This is a genomic window from Streptomyces showdoensis (genome assembly GCF_039535475.1).
GTDB classification, from domain to species: Bacteria; Actinomycetota; Actinomycetes; order Streptomycetales; family Streptomycetaceae; genus Streptomyces; species Streptomyces showdoensis.
In genome coordinates this window covers 3,768,284-3,787,183 of sequence record NZ_BAAAXG010000026.1, presented here as the reverse complement: position 1 = coordinate 3,787,183, position 18,900 = coordinate 3,768,284, and the positions used below count along the sequence as shown (strand labels likewise).

General features: G+C 71.8%; 17 protein-coding genes. 6 read left to right on the top strand and 11 right to left on the bottom strand.

The annotated features are described in order from the left end of the window. Positions 1 to 60 precede the first annotated feature (60 nt). A complete protein-coding gene (locus ABD981_RS30315) occupies positions 61 to 1,008 on the bottom strand; it encodes a heme o synthase (protein WP_046907974.1) in 948 nt (315 codons plus the stop codon). A 349-nt stretch (positions 1,009 to 1,357) separates the two neighbouring features. Here ABD981_RS30315 and tkt point away from each other — a divergent pair, with 349 nt between their 5' ends. From tkt to pgl, 5 genes are read left to right on the top strand one after another with little or no spacing between them, the layout of a single operon-like run. After that, the gene (gene tkt / locus ABD981_RS30310) at positions 1,358 to 3,445 is read left to right on the top strand and encodes a transketolase (protein WP_046907874.1); all 2,088 of its coding nucleotides are present in this window, start codon (positions 1,358 to 1,360) and stop codon (positions 3,443 to 3,445) included. 36 nt (positions 3,446 to 3,481) lie between these two features. Next, positions 3,482 to 4,600, top strand: coding sequence for a transaldolase (tal, locus tag ABD981_RS30305; protein WP_046907873.1), 1,119 nt, complete (start codon positions 3,482 to 3,484; stop codon positions 4,598 to 4,600). Positions 4,601 to 4,605: 5 nt separating this feature from the next. Beyond that, positions 4,606 to 6,138 (top strand): glucose-6-phosphate dehydrogenase, encoded by a 1,533-nt coding sequence (zwf, locus tag ABD981_RS30300; RefSeq protein ID WP_046907872.1) that lies wholly within the window; start codon positions 4,606 to 4,608, stop codon positions 6,136 to 6,138. Further along, the gene (gene opcA, locus ABD981_RS30295) at positions 6,135 to 7,178 is read left to right on the top strand and encodes a glucose-6-phosphate dehydrogenase assembly protein OpcA (RefSeq protein WP_046907871.1); all 1,044 of its coding nucleotides are present in this window, start codon (positions 6,135 to 6,137) and stop codon (positions 7,176 to 7,178) included. The genes zwf and opcA overlap by 4 nt, the downstream gene beginning before the upstream one ends. Then, positions 7,175 to 7,957, top strand: coding sequence for a 6-phosphogluconolactonase (gene pgl / locus ABD981_RS30290; RefSeq protein WP_046907870.1), 783 nt, complete (start codon positions 7,175 to 7,177; stop codon positions 7,955 to 7,957). Before opcA ends, pgl begins: the two co-directional genes overlap by 4 nt. A 22-nt stretch (positions 7,958 to 7,979) precedes the next feature. On the opposite strand, the gene ABD981_RS30285 is transcribed toward pgl, so the two are convergent. From ABD981_RS30285 to ABD981_RS30265, 5 genes are all read right to left on the bottom strand, one after another. After that, complete coding sequence (locus tag ABD981_RS30285; protein ID WP_123954484.1) at positions 7,980 to 9,635, bottom strand: PH domain-containing protein; 1,656 nt, start codon at positions 9,633 to 9,635, stop codon at positions 7,980 to 7,982. Next, the gene (locus ABD981_RS30280; RefSeq protein ID WP_046907869.1) at positions 9,632 to 10,135 is read right to left on the bottom strand and encodes a PH domain-containing protein; all 504 of its coding nucleotides are present in this window, start codon (positions 10,133 to 10,135) and stop codon (positions 9,632 to 9,634) included. Before ABD981_RS30280 ends, ABD981_RS30285 begins: the two co-directional genes overlap by 4 nt. Positions 10,136 to 10,138: 3 nt before the next feature. After that, a complete protein-coding gene (pgi, locus tag ABD981_RS30275) occupies positions 10,139 to 11,803 on the bottom strand; it encodes a glucose-6-phosphate isomerase (RefSeq protein ID WP_382748345.1) in 1,665 nt (554 codons plus the stop codon). 85 nt (positions 11,804 to 11,888) lie between these two features. After that, the gene (locus ABD981_RS30270; RefSeq protein WP_046907868.1) at positions 11,889 to 12,653 is read right to left on the bottom strand and encodes a sugar isomerase domain-containing protein; all 765 of its coding nucleotides are present in this window, start codon (positions 12,651 to 12,653) and stop codon (positions 11,889 to 11,891) included. A gap of 443 nt (positions 12,654 to 13,096) precedes the next feature. After that, positions 13,097 to 14,011, bottom strand: a complete 915-nt coding sequence (locus ABD981_RS30265) for an N-acetylglucosamine kinase (RefSeq protein WP_345530416.1) — start codon at positions 14,009 to 14,011, stop codon at positions 13,097 to 13,099. Positions 14,012 to 14,071: 60 nt separating this feature from the next. Here ABD981_RS30265 and ABD981_RS30260 point away from each other — a divergent pair, with 60 nt between their 5' ends. Continuing rightward, positions 14,072 to 14,923: a MurR/RpiR family transcriptional regulator gene (locus ABD981_RS30260; protein WP_046911889.1), complete on the top strand. Its 852-nt coding sequence runs from the start codon at positions 14,072 to 14,074 to the stop codon at positions 14,921 to 14,923. 70 nt (positions 14,924 to 14,993) lie between these two features. On the opposite strand, the gene ABD981_RS30255 is transcribed toward ABD981_RS30260, so the two are convergent. The 5 genes from ABD981_RS30255 to gap all read right to left on the bottom strand — a co-directional run bounded on the left by ABD981_RS30255 (position 14,994) and on the right by gap (position 18,853). Then, complete coding sequence (locus ABD981_RS30255; protein ID WP_003976875.1) at positions 14,994 to 15,329, bottom strand: RNA polymerase-binding protein RbpA; 336 nt, start codon at positions 15,327 to 15,329, stop codon at positions 14,994 to 14,996. 77 nt (positions 15,330 to 15,406) lie between these two features. Beyond that, entirely contained in the window at positions 15,407 to 15,637 is a 231-nt protein-coding gene (secG, locus tag ABD981_RS30250; RefSeq protein ID WP_030205174.1) for a preprotein translocase subunit SecG, read from the bottom strand. 97 nt (positions 15,638 to 15,734) lie between these two features. Continuing rightward, on the bottom strand, positions 15,735 to 16,490 hold the full coding sequence (tpiA, locus tag ABD981_RS30245) for a triose-phosphate isomerase (protein WP_046911906.1): 756 nt from the start codon (positions 16,488 to 16,490) through the stop codon (positions 15,735 to 15,737). A gap of 31 nt (positions 16,491 to 16,521) precedes the next feature. Continuing rightward, positions 16,522 to 17,733, bottom strand: a complete 1,212-nt coding sequence (locus tag ABD981_RS30240; RefSeq protein ID WP_046911890.1) for a phosphoglycerate kinase — start codon at positions 17,731 to 17,733, stop codon at positions 16,522 to 16,524. A gap of 109 nt (positions 17,734 to 17,842) precedes the next feature. After that, positions 17,843 to 18,853, bottom strand: a complete 1,011-nt coding sequence (gap, locus tag ABD981_RS30235) for a type I glyceraldehyde-3-phosphate dehydrogenase (RefSeq protein WP_046911891.1) — start codon at positions 18,851 to 18,853, stop codon at positions 17,843 to 17,845. Positions 18,854 to 18,900: the final 47 nt, after the last annotated feature.

The window sequence follows — 18,900 nt, the reverse complement described above, 5'->3', positions numbered from 1 at the left end:
CGACGGCCGGGGCACGTGGCGTGGGCCACGCACCCCGGCCGCCGGCCGGGTCCGTACGGACTAGCGCAGGAAGGGGTCCACCGCGACCGCCACGAAGAGCAGCGACACATAGGTGATGGACCAGTGGAAGAGGCGCATCTCCTTGAGCTTGGCGCCCGTGGCACCCGCCTTGGCGCGGTTGAGCAGGGCGTGCGCCTCCCACAGCCACCAGCCGCCGGTGGCCAGCGCCACGGCCGTGTAGAACCAGCCGGTGTAGCCCAGCGGGGTGAGCAGCAGCGAGACGGCGACCATCACCCAGCTGTAGAGCACGATCTGCTTGGCGACGACCTTGTTGGAGGCGAGCACCGGCAGCATGGGCACGCCCGCGCGGGCGTAGTCGTCCTTCACCTTCATCGACAGCGGCCAGTAGTGCGGCGGCGTCCAGAAGAAGATGACGAGGAAGAGGATGACCGCGGCCCACGACATCGAGTTCGTCACGGCCGACCAGCCGATGAGCACCGGCAGGCAGCCGGCGATGCCGCCCCAGACGATGTTCTGGGTGGTGCGCCGCTTCAGGATCATCGTGTAGACCACGACGTAGAAGAGGAGCGCGCCGAGCGACAGGGCGGCGGACAGCCAGTTGACCAGCAGTCCGAACCAGAGCGTGGAGACCACGGCGAGGGTGAGTCCGAAGACCAGGCCCTCACGCGGAGTGAGCACGCCGGTGACGAGCGGACGCTGCGACGTGCGGTCCATCAGCGCGTCGATGTCGCGGTCGATGTACATGTTGAGCGCATTCGCGCCACCCGCCGACAGGTATCCGCCGAAACACGTGGCGAGCACGAGCCACAGGTCGGGCACGCCCTGCTCGGCGAGGAACATCACCGGAACGGTGGTGATGAGCAGCAGCTCGATGATCCGCGGCTTGGTCAGCGCCACGAATGCCTTGACGCGGGCCCCGAACGGCCGATGGCCCCCCGGGCTGGGAGTCAAGACGACCCCTGCGGGTCGGGACTCGACGGCCGTCACGCACACCCCTGACAGAGAAATTCCCAGCAAGCTCCCCGGATGAGAACGGGGTGAAGACTTGCGCGTACCACGCCACTGTAGACGTTGCCCATACGCCGATCTTCGCGGGGGTGGGGTCGTGTTGGCGGGACCCACGCGGGGGTGCGCGCGGGGTGCGTCCCAAGGGGTGGACACGCCCCGTGTCCGGCTCGGGAGGCGAACTCCCGCGGCCCCCGGCAGTCTTTGCTGTGAGCGCACATATGAGCGGCATGAACACGAAAAGAGGGACGAATTCCGGGGGTAGGCTCGACACCGCCGGGACACCCTCAGTCACCGGCTACAGACATGCGGAGAGGAGCCCTGACTCAGGGTGAGCACTAAGCCGACGACCACAGACCTCGAGTGGACCGAACTGGACCAGCGGGCCGTGGACACCGCCCGCATCCTTGCCGCCGACGCCGTGCAGAAGGTCGGCAACGGCCATCCCGGTACGGCGATGAGCCTCGCGCCCGCCGCGTACACCCTCTTCCAGAAGGTGATGCGGCACGACCCGGCCGACCCGGAGTGGGTGGGCCGTGACCGCTTCGTGCTCTCCGCCGGGCACTCGTCCCTGACCCTCTACACCCAGCTGTACCTGGGCGGCTTCGGTCTCGAGCTCGACGACCTGAAGGCGTTCCGCACCTGGGGCTCCAAGACTCCGGGCCACCCGGAGTACGGCCACACGGCGGGCGTGGAGACGACCACCGGCCCGCTGGGCCAGGGCGTCGCCAACGCCGTGGGCATGGCCATGGCGGCCCGCTACGAGCGCGGCCTGTTCGACCCGGAGGCCGCCGAGGGCACCTCTCCCTTCGATCACCGCATCTACGTGATCGCCGGCGACGGCTGCCTCCAGGAGGGCATCTCCGCCGAGGCCTCCTCGCTCGCGGGCCACCAGAAGCTCGGCAACCTGATCCTGCTGTGGGACGACAACCACATCTCGATCGAGGGCGACACCGAGACCGCCGTGTCCGAGGACACGATGAAGCGGTACGAGGCCTACGGCTGGCACGTCCAGCGCGTGGAGCCGCAGGCCAACGGCGACCTGGACCCGGCCGCGCTGTACGCCGCGGTCAAGGCCGCCGAGGCCGAGACGGAGCGCCCCTCGTTCATCGCGATGCGCTCGATCATCGCCTGGCCGGCGCCGAACGCCCAGAACACCGAGGCCGCGCACGGCTCGGCGCTGGGCGACGAGGAGATCGCGGCCACCAAGCGCGTCCTCGGCTTCGACCCGGAGCAGACCTTCGAGGTCTCCGACGAGGTCATCGCGCACACCCGCTCGCTCGGCGACCGCGGCCGCGAGGCCCGCGCCGCCTGGGAGAAGTCGCTCGCCGAGTGGCGCACCGCCAACCCGGAGCGGGCGGCCGAGTTCGACCGCATCCAGGCCAACGAGCTCCCGGCCGGCTGGGAGGAGAAGCTCCCGGTCTTCGAGGCGGGCCAGGGCGTCGCGACGCGTGCCGCGTCCGGCAAGGTCCTGCAGGCGCTCGGCGCGGTGATCCCGGAGCTGTGGGGCGGCTCGGCCGACCTCGCCGGGTCCAACAACACCACGATCGACAAGACGTCCTCCTTCCTCCCGGAGGGCAACCCGCTGCCCGAGGCGGACAAGTACGGCCGGACGATCCACTTCGGCATCCGCGAGCACTCCATGGCCGCGGAGATGAACGGCATCGCCCTGCACGGCAACACCCGCATCTACGGCGGCACCTTCCTGGTGTTCTCCGACTACATGCGCAACGCCGTCCGGCTGTCCGCACTGATGCACCTGCCGGTGACGTACGTGTGGACGCACGACTCGATCGGCCTCGGCGAGGACGGCCCGACCCACCAGCCGGTGGAGCACCTGGCCTCGCTGCGCGCGATCCCGGGCCTCAACGTCGTCCGCCCGGCCGACGCCAACGAGACGGCGATCGCCTGGCGCGAGATCATGAAGCGTCACACCAAGGTGTTCGGCAAGGGTGCGCCGCACGGCCTGGCCCTCACCCGCCAGGGAGTGCCGACCTACGCGCCGAACGAGGACGCGGCCAAGGGCGGCTACGTGCTGTTCGAGGCGGAAGGCGGCGAGGCGCAGCTGGTGCTGATCGCGACCGGTTCCGAGGTGCACCTGGCCGTCGAGGCCCGGGAGCAGCTGCAGGCCGCCGGCGTCCCGACCCGCGTGGTCTCGATGCCGTCGGTGGAGTGGTTCGAGGAGCAGGAGCAGGCGTACAAGGACGCGGTCCTGCCGCCGGCCGTCACCGCGCGCGTCGCGGTCGAGGCCGGGATCGGTCTGACCTGGCACAAGTACGTCGGCGACGCCGGCCGGATCGTCTCGCTGGAGCACTTCGGTGCCTCGGCCGACGCGAAGGTGCTCTTCCGCGAGTTCGGCTTCACGCCGGAGGCGATCGTCGCCGCCGCGCGGGAATCCCTCGCCGCCGCCGCGCGCTGACGCCCATACGTACGACTTAATGGAGATGCAACTCTCATGACAGACGCTCTCAAGCGCCTCTCCGACGAAGGCGTCGCGATCTGGCTGGACGACCTCTCGCGCAAGCGGATCACGTCCGGCAACCTGGCCGAGCTCATCGACCAGAGCCACGTGGTCGGTGTGACCACCAACCCGTCCATCTTCCAGAAGGCGATCACCTCGGGCGACGGTTACGAGCAGCAGCTCGTCGACCTGGCCGTCCGCAAGGTGACCGTGGACGAGGCCATCCGCATGATCACGACGGCTGACGTGAGGGACGCCGCCGACATCCTGCGCCCGGTGTTCGACGCGACCGACGGCCAGGACGGCCGGGTCTCCATCGAGGTCGACCCCCGGCTGGCCCACCAGACGGCCCCCACCATCGCCGAGGCCAAGCAGCTGGCCTGGCTGGTGGACCGTCCCAACACCCTCATCAAGATCCCGGCCACCAAGGCGGGTCTGCCGGCGATCACCGAGGTCATCGGCCTCGGCATCAGCGTCAACGTGACGCTGATCTTCTCGCTGGAGCGCTACCGCGCGGTCATGGACGCCTACCTGGCGGGTCTGGAGAAGGCCCGCGAGCGCGGCCTGGACCTCTCGAAGATCCACTCCGTGGCGTCCTTCTTCGTGTCCCGCGTGGACACCGAGATCGACAAGCGCCTCGACGGCATCGGCACGGACGAGGCCAAGGCCCTCAAGGGCAAGTCCGCCCTGGCCAACGCGCGTCTCGCCTACGAGGCGTTCGAGGAGGTCTTCTCCTCCGACCGCTGGGCCGCCCTCGACAAGGCGCAGGCCAACAAGCAGCGTCCGCTGTGGGCCTCGACCGGCGTCAAGGACCCGGCGTACAAGGACACCCTGTACGTGGACGACCTGGTCGCCCCGGGCACGGTGAACACCATGCCGGAGGCCACCCTGGAGGCCACCGCCGACCACGGCCAGATCGTGGGCGACACCATCCGCGGCACCTACGAGGACTCCCGTCAGGTCCTCGCCGCCGTGGCGAAGCTGGGCATCTCGTACGACGAGGTCGTCCAGCTCCTCGAGGACGAGGGCGTCGACAAGTTCGAGGCGTCCTGGAACGACCTGCTCAAGTCGACCGAGGCGGAGCTCGCCCGCCGCGCACCTTCGGAGGCGTAATCACCTTGAGCGCAGTCACCGGAGCGAACCCGCTCCGTGACGCCGCAGACCGACGGCTCCCGCGCATCGCGGGGCCGTCGGGTCTGGTGATCTTCGGTGTCACGGGCGATCTGTCCCGCAAGAAGCTCATGCCCGCGGTCTACGACCTCGCCAACCGTGGTCTGCTGCCGCCGGGCTTCTCGCTGATCGGCTTCGCCCGTCGCGAGTGGCAGGACGAGGACTTCGCGCAGGAGGTCCACGACGCCGTCAAGCAGCACGCCCGCACGCCGTTCCGCGAGGAGGTGTGGCAGCAGCTGATCCAGGGGATGCGCTTCGTCCAGGGCGACTTCGACGACGACGACGCCTTCGACCAGCTGAAGACCACCATCGAGGAACTGGACAAGGCGCAGGGCACCGGCGGCAACTTCGCCTTCTACCTGTCCGTGCCGCCGAAGTTCTTCCCCCTGGTCGTCCGGCAGCTGAAGAAGCACGGCCTGGCCGACCAGAAGAACGGCTCCTGGCGCCGGGCGGTCATCGAGAAGCCCTTCGGTCACGACCTGGCCTCCGCCAAGGAGCTCAACGAGGTCGTCCACGAGGTCTTCCCGCCCGACGCGGTCTTCCGCATCGACCACTACCTCGGCAAGGAGACCGTCCAGAACATCCTGGCGCTCCGCTTCGCCAACACCCTCTTCGAGCCGATCTGGAACCGGTCGTACGTCGACCACGTGCAGATCACCATGGCCGAGGACATCGGCATCGGCGGCCGGGCCGGCTACTACGACGGCATCGGCGCCGCCCGTGACGTCATCCAGAACCACCTGCTCCAGCTGCTGGCGCTGACCGCGATGGAGGAGCCCGCCTCCTTCGACGCCGACGCGCTCGCCGCGGAGAAGACCAAGGTGCTCGGCGCGGTGAAGCTGCCGAAGGACCTGGGCAAGTCCACCGTGCGCGGCCAGTACGCGGCCGGGTGGCAGGGCGGCGAGAAGGCCGTCGGCTACCTCCAGGAAGACGGCATCGACCCCCAGTCGAAGACCGACACCTACGCGGCCATCAAGGTGGAGATCGACAACCGCCGCTGGGCGGGCGTCCCCTTCTACCTGCGCACCGGCAAGCGCCTGGGCCGCCGGGTCACCGAGATCGCGGTGGTCTTCCAGCGCGCCCCGCACTCCCCCTTCGACCAGACGGCGACGGAGGAGCTCGGCCAGAACGCGCTCGTCATCCGCGTGCAGCCGGACGAGGGCGTCACCATGCGGTTCGGCTCCAAGGTGCCGGGCACGCAGATGGAGGTCCGGGACGTGTCGATGGACTTCGCCTACGGCGAGTCCTTCACCGAGTCCAGCCCCGAGGCCTACGAGCGGCTCATCCTCGACGTCCTGCTCGGCGACTCCAACCTCTTCCCCCGCGTCGAGGAGGTCGAGCTGTCCTGGAAGATCCTCGACCCGATCGAGCAGTTCTGGGACAAGCACGGCAAGCCCGCGCAGTACCAGTCCGGGACCTGGGGTCCGGTCGAGGCGGACGAGATGCTCGCACGAGACGGCAGGAGCTGGCGCCGGCCATGAAGACCGACCTGACGGACACCACGTCCTCCAAGATCAACAAGGCGCTGGTGCTCGGGCGGCGGGCCATCGGCACCCCGGCCGTCGGCATGGTGCTCACCCTCGTCATCGTCACCGACGAGGAGAACGCCTACGACGCGCTCAAGGCGGCCAACGAGGCGTCCCGCGAGCACCCCTCGCGGACCCTCGTCGTCATCAAGCGGGTCTCGCGCTCCCCGCGGGACCGCGCCAAGGCGCGGCTCGACGCCGAGGTCCGCCTCGGCGCCGACGCCAGCACCGGCGAGACGGTGGTGCTCCGGCTGTACGGCGAGGTCGTCGACCACGCCCAGTCGGTGGTGCTGCCGCTGCTGCTGCCGGACGCGCCCGTCGTCGTCTGGTGGCCGGTGAACTCGCCGACCGACCCGGCGAACGACCCGCTGGGCGCCCTCGCCCAGCGCCGTGTGACCGACACGTACGCCGCCGAGCAGCCCATCCAGGAGCTGACCGCGCGCGCGGACGCGTACACCCCGGGCGACACGGACCTCTCGTGGACCCGGATCACCCCGTGGCGCTCGATGCTGGCCGCCGCGCTCGACCAGGTCGCGTGCGAGGTCACCTCGGCCGAGGTGGAGGGCGAGGAGTTCAACCCGAGCGTCGAGCTGCTCGCCATGTGGCTGGCGGACCGGCTGAAGATCCCGGTGCGGCGCTCGACGTCGGCCGGTCCCGGCCTCACCTCGGTACGGATGGAGACCAGCCTCGGTCCCATCGTGCTCGACCGGCCGGACGCCGCGCTCGCCACGCTCTCCATCCACGGACAGCCGGACCGCGGCGTGGCGCTCAAGCGCCGCGAGACGGCCGAGCTGATCGCGGAGGAGCTGCGCCGCCTCGACCCGGACGACACCTACGCCTCGGCGCTGCGGTTCGGCCTGGAGCGGCTCGACGAGGAGGCGGCGACCACCGCGCCCGTCACCGTCCCCGCCGAGGAGGCCCCCGAAGCCGAGGCTCCGGCCCCGGCGGCCAAGGCCGCGAAGAAGGCCCCGGCCAAGAAGGCGGCGGCCAAGTGAGCGCCCCTCAGCTCGTCGTCCACCGCGACAAGGAGCTGATGGCCCAGGCCGCGGCGGCCCGGCTGATCACGAAGATCGTGGACGCGCAGGCCGCCCGCGGCACCGCCTCGGTGGTGCTCACCGGCGGGCGCAACGGCAACGGCCTGCTCGCGGCGCTGCGTGCGGCGCCCGCGCGGGACGCGGTCGACTGGGCGCGGCTCGACCTGTGGTGGGGCGACGAGCGCTTCCTGCCCGAGGGCGACCCGAAGCGCAACGTCACCCAGGCCCGCGAGGCGCTGCTCGACAGCGTCCCGCTGGACCCGGCCCGGGTGCACGCGATGCCGGCCTCGGACGGCCCGTACGGCGACGACGTGGAGGCCGCGGCCGCGGCGTACGCGGCGGAGCTCGCGGCGGCGGCCGGTCCCGGCGACCACGGCGGGGTGCCCACCTTCGACGTGCTGATGCTGGGCGTCGGCCCGGACACCCACGTGGCCTCGCTCTTCCCGGAGCTCCCGGCGGTCCGCGAGACCGAGCGGACGGTGGTCGGGGTGCACGGCGCGCCCAAGCCGCCGCCGACCCGGGTCTCGCTGACCCTGCCGGCGATCCGCGCCGCCAAGGAGGTCTGGCTGCTCGCGGCCGGCGAGGACAAGGCGAAGGCCGCGGCCATCGCCCTGTCCGGCGCGGGCGAGGTGCAGGCCCCGGCGGCGGGCGCCTACGGCCGCTCGCGGACGCTGTGGCTGCTGGACGCGGCGGCGGCCTCGGAGCTGCCCCGCGCGCTGTACCCCCCGGCCACGGCCTGAGGACGCGCCACGGAGGCCCGGTTCACCCTTCGGTGGACCGGGCCTCCGGCGTTTCCGGGCTTCGTACGGGCCGGCTGCGCACGGACTCCTCACGTACGGACCCACCCTGTACGGGCTCGTCGCGTACGGGCTCCAGGAAGGGGCCCAGCAGGTCCGGTACGGCCTCGGCGGCGAAGGTCAGGCCCTGGCTCTCGCCCGCGTCGTAGACGGCGTACGCGCCCTCTCCGGCGGCCGTCGTGGCGCTCAGCGTGAGCACGCCGGCCCGGCGCTGGAACCAGGACTGCTTGACCGTCCAGCCGATGACCCCGGCCCGCTGGAGGGCGACGGTGGAGCGGCGCACGGTGCCCGAACGGGTGACCAGGTAGGCGCCGCTGACGCCGTGCCCGAGGTTCCGGTAGGCGTCGAGGGCGAGGACCAGCGCGAGCGGGGTCACCAGGGCGGCGAAGGCGGCCGCCGCGTACCCCAGGACCGGGGTGAGCCAGGCGCCGAGCAGGGCGAGGACGGCCGCGGGGCCGAGCCCGGTCCACAGCGCCCAGCCGAGCCGCCTGCGGCGGGCGGCCCGGGGGTGCCCGGCGAGCGGGGCGCCGGTCGGCGGCTCGGGCTCGCGCAGCACCTGCGCGGCGACCCGGTCCGCGACGGCGCGGGGCACCGGCGGCACCAGGTTCTTGAGGTCGGCGTGCTTGTCGTCGTCGTTCTGGGCGAGCCCGGTGGCGACGGCGTCGACGCGGGCCGCGCGGAAGAGCCGTACGCCGAGCGGTTCGACCAGCTCCACCCCGCGCAGCCTGCGCTCCTCCAGGGAGATCGAGCGGGCCGTGAACAGGCCCCGGCGGACCCGCAGGGTGCCGCCCGGCTCCCGCTCCAGGCGGTAGCGGAACCACATCTCGACCCAGAGGCCGAGGGCGCCGAACAGGCCGGCGACCAGCGCGATCAGGACGAGGTCGACGAGCATCCAGAGCAGCGAGACGTCCTCGAAGCGGTCCCCTATCCAGTGGATGACCTCGTCCTGCGCGCCGAACCAGTCGCTGACCTGCATCACGGCACCGCCCGCCGCGACGGCGAGCAGCGGGGTGACGAAGGAGACCGGGGCGTAGCGGATCCAGCGCGGGTCCACGGCGGCGAGGACCCCGTCGTGGACGGGGTCCTCGGGACCCTCGAGCCGGGCCAGCAGGGTGTGGCGGAGCCGCTCGCCCTCGGCGCGGGCGACCAGGTCGAGTTCCAGGGTGGAGTCGCCGTCGGTGTGTTCGCCGGTGCCGATCCCGACCTTGACCAGGCCGAGGACGCGTTGCAGCGGGTTGGCGGTGAGGTCGACGCTGCGGATCCGCTCGCGGGCCAGGGAACGCCGTTTCACCACGACGAGACCGGTGTGCAGCTCGACCAGTTCGGGGCCGATCCGGTAGCGGGTGCGGCGCAGCCGGACCCAGTCGGCGGCCGTGCCTCCGCCGATGAGCAGCACAGCCCCGGCGAGGACCCAGGCGGCGGCCTGCCAGGCGGGCCGGGAGCCGGAGGAGAGGCTGAGGAAGGCGGGCAGGGCGCCGCCGCCGGCGATCCCGCACAGGACGGCGGCGCCGGCCAGGAGGGAGCGCGGGTGGAGGCGCCGCCACTCCCGTGCCGGGTCGGCGGCCCGCGCCGGGGCGGGGTCGGGGTCCGTGACCGGGCGGGTACCCGTGTCCTCGCTCATGTGGCGTCCCCGGGGGTGGCCCGGGTGATCGCGGTGAGCCGTTCGGCGAGCTCGGCGGCGAGCTCGTGGTCGAGGCCCTCGATCCGCAGCGCCCCCTTGGAGGAGGCGGTGGTGACGGTGACCGTGGCCAGCCGGAAGCTCTGCTCCAGCGGGCCCCGTACGGTGTCGACGGTCTGGATCCGGGACATGGGCGCGATCCGCCACTCCTGCCAGAGGGCACCGGTCCGTACGTACACGGCGTCCTCCGTCACCTCCCAGCGGTGCACCCGGAACCACCAGGAGGGGAGGAGGGCGGCGCAGGCGAGCCCGAGGACCGCCACGATCGCGGCCGGGAGCAGCAGCCAGAACCGTGCCGGGGTGATGAGCCACCCCAGCACGGCCAGGACGGCCACCGGCACGGCCGTGGTGACGAGCAGCTGGACCCGCCACCAGGGCACGGCCCGGCGGTCCACGGCGTTCCTGGGCGGGCGCAGCCGCACCGCCCCCTCCCCCGTGGTCATCCGTCAGTCCCGGCCGCGCAGCGAGCGGTAGGCGGCGACGAGCCCGGCGGTGGAGCTGTCGAGCCGCTCGCCGCCCTCGCCCTCGGTGAGCACCGGCTCGATCCTCTTCGCGAGGACCTTGCCGAGCTCGACGCCCCACTGGTCGAAGGAGTCGATGTTCCAGACGGCCCCCTGGACGAAGACCTTGTGCTCGTACAGCGCGACGAGCTGGCCCAGCACGGACGGGGTGAGCGCGTCCGCCAGGATCGTGGTGGTCGGGTGGTTGCCCTGGAAGGTCTTGTGCGGGACGAGCTCCTCGGGAACGCCCTCCGCCCGTACCTCCTCGGGCGTCTTGCCGAAGGCGAGCGCCTGCGTCTGGGCGAAGAAGTTCGCCATCAGCAGGTCGTGCTGGGCGACCAGGCCGGCCGGCAGGTCCGCGACGGGCCGGGCGAAGCCGATGAAGTCGGCCGGGATGACCTTCGTGCCCTGGTGGATCAACTGGTAGTAGGCGTGCTGGCCGTTGGTGCCCGGGGTGCCCCAGACGACGGGGCCCGTCTGCCAGTCGACCGGCTGCCCGTCACGGGTCACGGACTTGCCGTTGGACTCCATGTCGAGCTGCTGGAGGTACGCGGTGAACTTCGACAGGTAGTGCGAGTACGGCAGCACGGCGTGCGACTGGGCGTCGTGGAAGGCGCCGTACCAGATGCCGAGGAGGCCGAGCAGCAGCGGGGCGTTCTCCTCCGGGGCGGCCGTGCGGAAGTGCTCGTCGACCAGGTGGAAGCCGTCGAGCATCTCGCGGAAGGCGTCCGGCCCGATGGCGATCATCAGGGACAGGCCGATGGCGGAGTCGTACGAGTAGCGGCCGCCGACCCAGTCCCAGAACTCGAACATGTTCGCCGTGTCGATGCCGAACTCCTCGACCTTCTCGGCGTTGGTCGACAGGGCCACGAAGTGGCGGGCGACGGCCTCCTGGCCGGCTCCGAGACCGGCGAGCAGCCAGTCGCGGGCGGAGGTGGCGTTGGTGATCGTCTCGATGGTGGTGAAGGTCTTCGAGGCGACGATGAAGAGGGTCTCCGCCGGGTCGAGGTCGCGGACGGCCTCGTGCAGGTCGGCGCCGTCGACGTTGGAGACGAAACGGAACGTCAGGTCGCGCCGGGTGTAGGAGCGCAGCACCTCGTAGGCCATGGCGGGGCCGAGATCCGAGCCGCCGATGCCGATGTTGACGACGTTCTTGATCGGCTTGCCGGTGTGACCGGTCCACTCGCCGGCGCGAACGCGGTCGGCGAAGGCGGCCATCTTGTCGAGGACGGCGTGCACCTCGGGGACGACGTCCACGCCGTCCACCTCGACCACGGCGCCGCGCGGGGCGCGCAGCGCGGTGTGCAGGACCGCCCGGTGCTCGGTGTTGTTGATCTTGTCGCCGCGGAACATGGCGTCGCGCAGCTCGGCGACGCCGGTGGCGGCGGCGAGCTCGCGCAGCAGCGCCAGGGTCTCGTCGGTGACGAGGTTCTTGGAGTAGTCCAGATACAGGTCGCCGACGCGCAGCGTGAAGCCGGTGCCGCGCGCCGGGTCGGCGGCGAACAGCTCGCGCAGGTGCGTGTCGCCGAGCTGCTCGCGGTGCTTGCCGAGGGCCGCCCACTCGGGCAGCTGGTTGAGCCTGGTACGGCCTTCGTTACTCATCTCGGACATCGCCCATTTCTTCGTCATGCCGCGTCTTGTCGCGTGTGTGCCCCGCTGCCCCTCCAACCTAATTGATCCGGTGTGCGAAACGCGTTCAGTGGCCGCCGCGGTGCAGCCGTCCCGCGTAGCGGGCTTCGAGGAGGGCGTTGCGCTCGTGGCCGCCGGGGAGGTTGGCGGAGACGTAGACCGGCGGCTCGTGCCCCTCCGCGAGCAGCAGCGCGACGGCTTCGGCGACGACCATCTGGACGAGCAGGGAGGAGGTGAGTGTGGAGATGCCGCACAGCGCGGTGCCGTCGGGGAGCGGGAGGACGGCGTCGCCGGCGGGGGCGCAGTTGTCGAGCACGGCGTCGGCGAGGTCGGCGAGCCGGTGGCCGGCGGGGTGCAGCGCGGGGACGGCGTGGGTGTGCTCCAGCGACGTGAGCGCGACGAGGCGGTGCCCGGCGGTGGTGACCTTGAGCGCCATGTCCACGATCGAGTTGTTGACGCCCGAGTTGGAGATGATGACGAAGAGGTCCTGGGGGCGGGGCGTGGCGAGGGCGTAGAGCCGGTCGGCGAGTCCCGGGGAGCGTTCGAGCAGCGGGTCCCGGAGGACCTCTGGGTCCTCGCCGCCCCGCAGCACGAGGTCGGCGAGCGCGATCCGGCTCGTCGGCACGAGCCCTCCGGCCCGGCCGGCCACTTCGAGCGCGGCGGCCTGCGAGTGACCGGTCCCGAAGGCGTGGATCACCCCGTCGGCCGCCACGCAGTCGGCGAAGAGCCGGGCGGCGGCGGGAACGGCGTCCTTGTTGGCGGCGGCGGCCCGGTCGAGGGCCGATCGGGCCAGGTCGGCGAACTGGGTTGCGGTGGGGGTGGGTTGGGGCATGCGGTTCGCTCCTCTGGTTCAGACAACCGGGCAGTGCGAGATCTTTCGGCTCAATGAACCAGTCCGGTGGGAGCGCGTCAAGGGTGCCGCTTCCACCCGTGGGGCGACGGGGGCCGGAACCTCCGCGGGGGTGGGGGTGTCCGGACTGCGACCTTCACTTCGCTTCGTTCCGTTACGGGCGCCGCCACGTCCGGACACCCCCACCCCCGCTCCGGCTCCGGCCCCCTCCCGCCGTCACGAGACCTCGCCTCCCGCCCCGCGTCGCGGACATCCGTGCCGCGGGACGGCGCCCTTCCCCTTGCCGACCATCGTTCCGCAGAGCGGTGCCCACCCCGTCGCGGACACTCGTTCCGCAGGGCCCGGGGTTCCCCGGACGAAGCCTGGGGAGGGCGGGCCCGACGGACGGCGACCCCTGCCAGGCCCGGGATTCCGCGCCCGCCCCGTCAGACCCGCAGCCGCGCCAACGCCACCGCCCCCGCGAGCCCGTCCCGGACCGGGTCCGGAGTGAGCCCCAGCGCCGACACCCGCGCCCTCAGGCGCTCCAGCAGCGGGCCCCCAGGGCCCAGGAGACCCCCGGTCACCACCAGCGGCTCGCCGGGGCGCGGGCCCAACGCCGCCACCGTGGCGCACAGTTCGTCCGCCGCCCGGTCCAGCAGGGCCGACGCCACCTCGTCCCCCGCCCCCGCCGCCTCCACCACCACCGGACTCAGCGCGGCCAGCCGCACCGGCTCCGCCCCGTACGCGTACCGGACGACGTCCTCCTTGGCCAGGCCCCCGCAGAGCGCGCCCACCGGTCCGGTGAGCGCGGTCGAAGGCCCCCGTCCGTCCAGCGAGCGCAGCACCGCCCGCAGCGCCTCCCGGCCCAGCCAGAAGCCGCTGCCGGCGTCGCCGAGCAGCCAGCCGTCGCCGTCGGCGGCGCGGATGGCCCGGCGGCCGGCGACCCGGGCGGCGGCCGCGCCCGTGCCGGCGATGAGGACGAGCCCGTCGGCCGGGGTCCCCTCGCCGCCGGCGAAGGCGACGTCCGCGTCGCCCCGCACCTCGACCCGCGCCGCCCGCACGCCCGCGCGGGCCAGCGCCTCCGCGAGGGCCGCGTGCGCCCGCTCCCGGCCCCCGCCGGGCCCGCCGCCCGCGAAGCCGCCCACCACGGCCGCGACGGCTCCCCCGCCCGGCGGCAGGGCCCCGCACAGGGCCTCGCCCAGATGGCGGACGAGCGCGTCGGGGGCGACGCTCAGCGCGTTCCCGGCGCCCCCGGTGCCCTCGCCGAGCACCCGGCCGGTCGCCGCCTCGGCGAGCCGTGCCCTGGTCCGCGTACCGCCCGCGTCGACACCGACCACCCACTGAATCCCGGATTCGTTCATCAGCCCGCATGGTGATTGATAGATTCATCGGAACACAAGACCCACGAAGGCCGGCACCTCATGATCACCGCGCTGATCCGCTCCGAACTCCCCCGGATGTCCGGCTCCTTGCGCAAGGTCGGCGACTGGGTCCTCGCCGATCCGGCCCGGGTCTCCGGGCTGTCCGCCGCCGAGCTGGGCCGCCGTACGGGGACCTCGCAGGCCACCGTGACCCGGTTCTGCCACGCCCTCGGGCTCGACTCGTACCAGCGGCTGCTGCTCGAACTCGCCCGGGAGCAGGGGCAGGAGAGCGAGGCGGCCGAACGCACGCCGCTCGGGCCCGAGATCGGACCCGAGGAGCCGCTGGAGCGGGTCGTGGCCGCCGTCGCCCGCGCCGACCTCCAGGCGCTACGCGCCACCGCCGAGCAGCTCGACCTCGGCGCCCTGGAGCGGGCCGCCCGGGTCCTCGCCCAGGCCCGCCGGATCGACGTCTACGGGGTCGGCGCCTCCGGGGTGCTCGCCCTGGAGACCCAGGCCCGGCTCTTCGGCATCGGCTGCGAGGCGCGCGCCTGGACCGAGGTGCACGCGGCGGAGACCTCGGCGGCCCTGCTGACCCCCGCGGACGCGGTCGTCGCCCTGTCCCACTCGGGCGCCACCCGCGAGGTGCTCGGGCCGCTGCGGCTGGCCGCCGAGCGGGGGGCCGCAACGGTCGCCGTCACCGGGGACCCGCGCTCGCCGGTGGCCCGCGCGGCGGGCGTCCACCTCACCTCGACGGCCGCCGGGACCGGCTTCCGGCACGGCGGATTCGGCACCCGCCACTCGGTGCTGCTGATCCTGGACTGCCTGTACGCGCGCGTGGCCCAGCTGACCTACTCGCGTGCGACCGCCGCCCTGGCGCTCACCGCGCACATCGCGGACGTCCACCGCGGCTGACGACGAACGGGCCCCGCCCGCGAACTCGGTTCGCGGGCGGGGCCCGTTCGGTCACATCATCACACCGTGCTCAGATCTCGCCACGGAGCTTGGCAAGCGCCTCGGCGAGGATCGCCTCGCCGTCCGCGTCGCTGCGCCGCTCCCGTACGTACGCGAGGTGCGTCTTGTAGGGCTCGGTGCGCGGCGGGTCCGGCGGGTTGTCCCGGTCCTGACCTGCCGGGAAGCCGCAGCGCGGGCAGTCCCAGGTCTCCGGGACCTGTGCGTCACTGGCGAAGCTCGGCTGGGTCTCGTGCCCGTTCGAGCACCAGAAGGAGATGCGGAGACGGGGTGCGGACTCGCCCCGCTCGGCCTCGCCCATCGGCCCCGCTCCGACCCGGCTTCCCCGGATCGCGTTGCCACTTGCCACGGTCGTAACTCCCTGCGTGATGGTGCTCGAAGATGCCCCAGTCTACGTAAGGCCCAACGCGCGTCCAGTGATTGGAGTTACCCGTCCAGCTTCATCAGCAGGCCAAGTACGACAATGCACGCGAACCACAGCAGACCGACCACGACGGTGATGCGGTCCAGGTTGCGCTCGGCGACCGAGGAGCCGCCGACGGACGACTGCATGCCGCCACCGAACATGTCGGAGAGGCCGCCGCCCTTCCCCTTGTGCATCAGCACGAGCAGCATCAGCAGCGCGCTGAAGACGATCAGGGCGATCGAGAACCCCATAACCACGGCTGGACCAACTTCCTCGGACTTATACGGACGGGGGCCGGGCGCCTGCCCGACCCCCGCAAGGGTACGACGTATCTCCGCTACCGCATACTCACTGGTCGCGGAAGCGCACGATCTTGACGAACTCGTCGGCGTCCAGCGAGGCACCGCCCACCAGCGCGCCGTCGATGTCGGCCTGCGCCATGATCTCGGCGACGTTCGAGCCCTTGACGGACCCGCCGTACTGGATGCGGATCTTGTCGGCCACGTCCTGCGAGTACAGCTCGGCCAGCTTGCCGCGGATCGCCGCGCAGACCTCCTGCGCGTCGTCCGCGCCGCAGACCTTGCCGGTGCCGATGGCCCACACGGGCTCGTAGGCGATCACGATGGTCTCGGCCTGCTCGGCCGGGAGGCCCTTCAGGCCGCCCTCGACCTGGGCCAGGGTGTGCGGGACGGCCTCGCCGGCCTCACGGACCTCCAGCTCCTCGCCGACGCAGAGGATCGGGGTGATCCCGTGCTGGAAGGCGGCCTTCACCTTGGCGTTGCACAGCTCGTCGGACTCGCCGTGGTACTGGCGGCGCTCCGAGTGGCCGACGGCCACGAAGGAGCACTTCAGCTTCGACAGCATCAGGCCGGAGATCTCGCCGGTGTAGGCACCGGACTCGTGCGCCGAGATGTCCTGGGCGCCGTACTTGATCTTCAGCTTGTCGCCGTCGACCAGGGTCTGCACGGAGCGCAGGTCGGTGAAGGGCGCGAGGACCGCGACCTCGACGGCGTCGTAGTCCTTGTCGGTGAGCGCGAAGGCGAGCTTCTGGACGTGGGCGATGGCCTCGAGGTGGTTGAGGTTCATCTTCCAGTTGCCCGCCATCAGCGGGGTGCGGGTGTTGCTCATAAAGCGGTCAGTCCTCCAGTGCGGCGAGGCCGGGGAGCGTCTTGCCCTCGAGGTATTCGAGGGAGGCGCCGCCGCCGGTCGAGATGTGGCCGAAGGCATTCTCGTCGAAGCCCAGGATGCGGACGGCGGCGGCCGAGTCCCCACCGCCGACCACGGTGAAGGCCGGGGAGTCGACAAGCGCCTGCGCGACGGCCTTGGTGCCCTCGGCGTAGTCGGGGTGCTCGAAGACGCCCATCGGGCCGTTCCAGAAGACGGTGGCCGCGTCGGCGAGCTTCGAGGCGTAGAGCTTGCGGGTCTCCGGACCGATGTCCAGGCCCTCCTCGGTGGCCGGGATGGCGGTCGCGGCGACCGTGGTCGGGTTGGCCGGGGCCTTGGTCTTCAGGTCCGGGAACTCGGCCGAGACCAGCACGTCGACGGGGAGCACGAACTCCACGCCGCGCTCGTCGGCGCGCTTGAGGTAGTCCAGGACAGCCGGGATCTGGTCCTCCTGGAGCAGCGAGATGCCGACCTCGTGGCCCTGGGCCTTGAGGAAGGTGTACGCCATGCCGCCGCCGATCAGGATGCGGTCGGCCTTCTCCAGCAGGTGGTCGATCACACCGAGCTTGTCGGAGACCTTGGCGCCGCCGAGGACGACCACGTACGGGCGCTGGACGTCGCTCGTCAGCTTCTTCAGGACGCCGACCTCGTTGGCGATGAGGTAGCCGGCGGCGTGCGGCAGACGGGCCGGGAGGTCGAAGACCGAGGCGTGCTTGCGGTGCACCGCGCCGAAGCCGTCGCCGACGTAGAGGTCGGCGAGGGCGGCGAGCTCGTCCGCGAAGGCGCCGCGCTCGGCGTCGTCCTTGGAGGTCTCGCCGGCGTTGAAGCGCAGGTTCTCGATGACGGCCACCCGGCCGTCGGCCAGGCCCGCGACGGTCGCCTTGGCCGAGTCGCCCACGGTGTCGGTCGCGAAGGCCACGTCGGCGCCGAGCAGCTCGCCGAGCCGCGCGGCGGCCGGGGCGAGCGAGAACGCCGGGTCCGGGGCGCCCTTGGGGCGGCCCAGGTGCGAGGCGACGACCACGCGGGCGCCGGCGTCGGCGAGCGCCTTGACGGTGGGGACGACGGCGCGGATGCGGCCGTCGTCGGTGATGGTGGTGCCGTCGAGCGGCACGTTGAGGTCGGCGCGGACGAACACCCGCTTGCCGGAGACGCCTTCGGCGAGAAGCTCGTCGATCGTCTTCATCTGTTCACTGACTCCCTTGGTACACGCGGTGGAGCACACGAGACAGGGCTCGCGCAGCGCGTCTTCGCGCTGCCCGAGCCCTGCTCACATCGAAAACCCGCCCTGAAGTTTAGAGCTGGCCGCCGACGAAGACGGTGAGGTCGACGAGACGGTTGGAGTAGCCCCACTCGTTGTCGTACCAACCGAGGATCTTGACCGTGCTGCCTTCCTGGACCATGGTCAGGGAGGCGTCGAAGGTGCAGGACGCCGGGTCGCTGACGATGTCGGAGGAGACGATCGGGTCCTCGGTGTAGAACAGGATGCCCTTCAGGGAGCCGTCCTCGGACGCCTTCTTGAAGGCCGCGTTGACCTCGTCCTTGGTGACCTCGCGGTCGAGCGTGACGACGAGGTCGGTGGCGGAGCCGGTCGGGACCGGGACGCGCATCGCGATGCCGTCGAGCTTGCCCTTGAGCTGCGGGAGGACCAGGGCGGTGGCCTTGGCGGCACCCGTCGTGGTCGGGATGATGTTCTCCGCGGCGGCGCGGGCGCGGCGCAGGTCCTTGTGCGGGAAGTCCAGGATGCGCTGGTCGTTGGTGTACGCGTGGACCGTGGTCATCAGGCCCTTGACGATGCCGAAGTTCTCGTCGAGGACCTTGGCCATCGGCGCCACACAGTTGGTGGTGCAGGACGCGTTCGAGATGACGTGGTGGTTCGCCGGCTCGTACTTGTCCTGGTTGACGCCCATCACGATGGTGATGTCCTCGTCGCTGGCCGGAGCCGAGATGAGGACCTTCTTGGCGCCGCCGGCGATGTGCTTCTCGGCGTCGGCCTTCTTGGTGAAGATGCCGGTCGACTCGATGACGATGTCGACGCCCAGCTCACCCCAGGGGATGTCGGCCGGGTTGCGCTCGGAGAGCACCTTGATGGTGTGGCCGTCGACCGTGATGGTGTCGGCGGTGTGGGTCACCTCGGCCTTGAGGCGGCCCAGGATGGTGTCGTACTTCAGCAGGTGGGCCGTGGTCGCGGTGTCACCCAGGTCGTTGACAGCCACGATCTCGATGTCGGCACCCTGCTCAAGGAGCGCGCGGAAGTAGTTGCGACCGATACGGCCAAAGCCGTTGATGCCTACGCGGATCGTCACGAACCGATCTCCTCGTTAGGTACGCCGGGTTTCGACGCCCGGCGAGC

Excerpts from the sequence above, each read along its gene's own strand:
- secG (WP_030205174.1), bottom strand. The coding sequence starts at position 15,637 with ATGGGGTTCTCGATCGCCCTGATCGTCTTCAGCGCGCTGCTGATGCTG.
- tpiA (WP_046911906.1), bottom strand. The coding sequence starts at position 16,490 with ATGGCGGGCAACTGGAAGATGAACCTCAACCACCTCGAGGCCATCGCC.
- ABD981_RS30265 (WP_345530416.1), bottom strand. The coding sequence starts at position 14,011 with ATGAACGAATCCGGGATTCAGTGGGTGGTCGGTGTCGACGCGGGCGGT.
- tal (WP_046907873.1), top strand. The coding sequence starts at position 3,482 with ATGACAGACGCTCTCAAGCGCCTCTCCGACGAAGGCGTCGCGATCTGG.
- pgi (WP_382748345.1), bottom strand. The coding sequence starts at position 11,803 with ATGTCCGAGATGAGTAACGAAGGCCGTACCAGGCTCAACCAGCTGCCC.
- ABD981_RS30260 (WP_046911889.1), top strand. The coding sequence starts at position 14,072 with ATGATCACCGCGCTGATCCGCTCCGAACTCCCCCGGATGTCCGGCTCC.
- ABD981_RS30285 (WP_123954484.1), bottom strand. The coding sequence starts at position 9,635 with ATGAGCGAGGACACGGGTACCCGCCCGGTCACGGACCCCGACCCCGCC.
- ABD981_RS30240 (WP_046911890.1), bottom strand. The coding sequence starts at position 17,733 with ATGAAGACGATCGACGAGCTTCTCGCCGAAGGCGTCTCCGGCAAGCGG.
- opcA (WP_046907871.1), top strand. The coding sequence starts at position 6,135 with ATGAAGACCGACCTGACGGACACCACGTCCTCCAAGATCAACAAGGCG.
- ABD981_RS30280 (WP_046907869.1), bottom strand. The coding sequence starts at position 10,135 with ATGACCACGGGGGAGGGGGCGGTGCGGCTGCGCCCGCCCAGGAACGCC.
- ABD981_RS30270 (WP_046907868.1), bottom strand. The coding sequence starts at position 12,653 with ATGCCCCAACCCACCCCCACCGCAACCCAGTTCGCCGACCTGGCCCGA.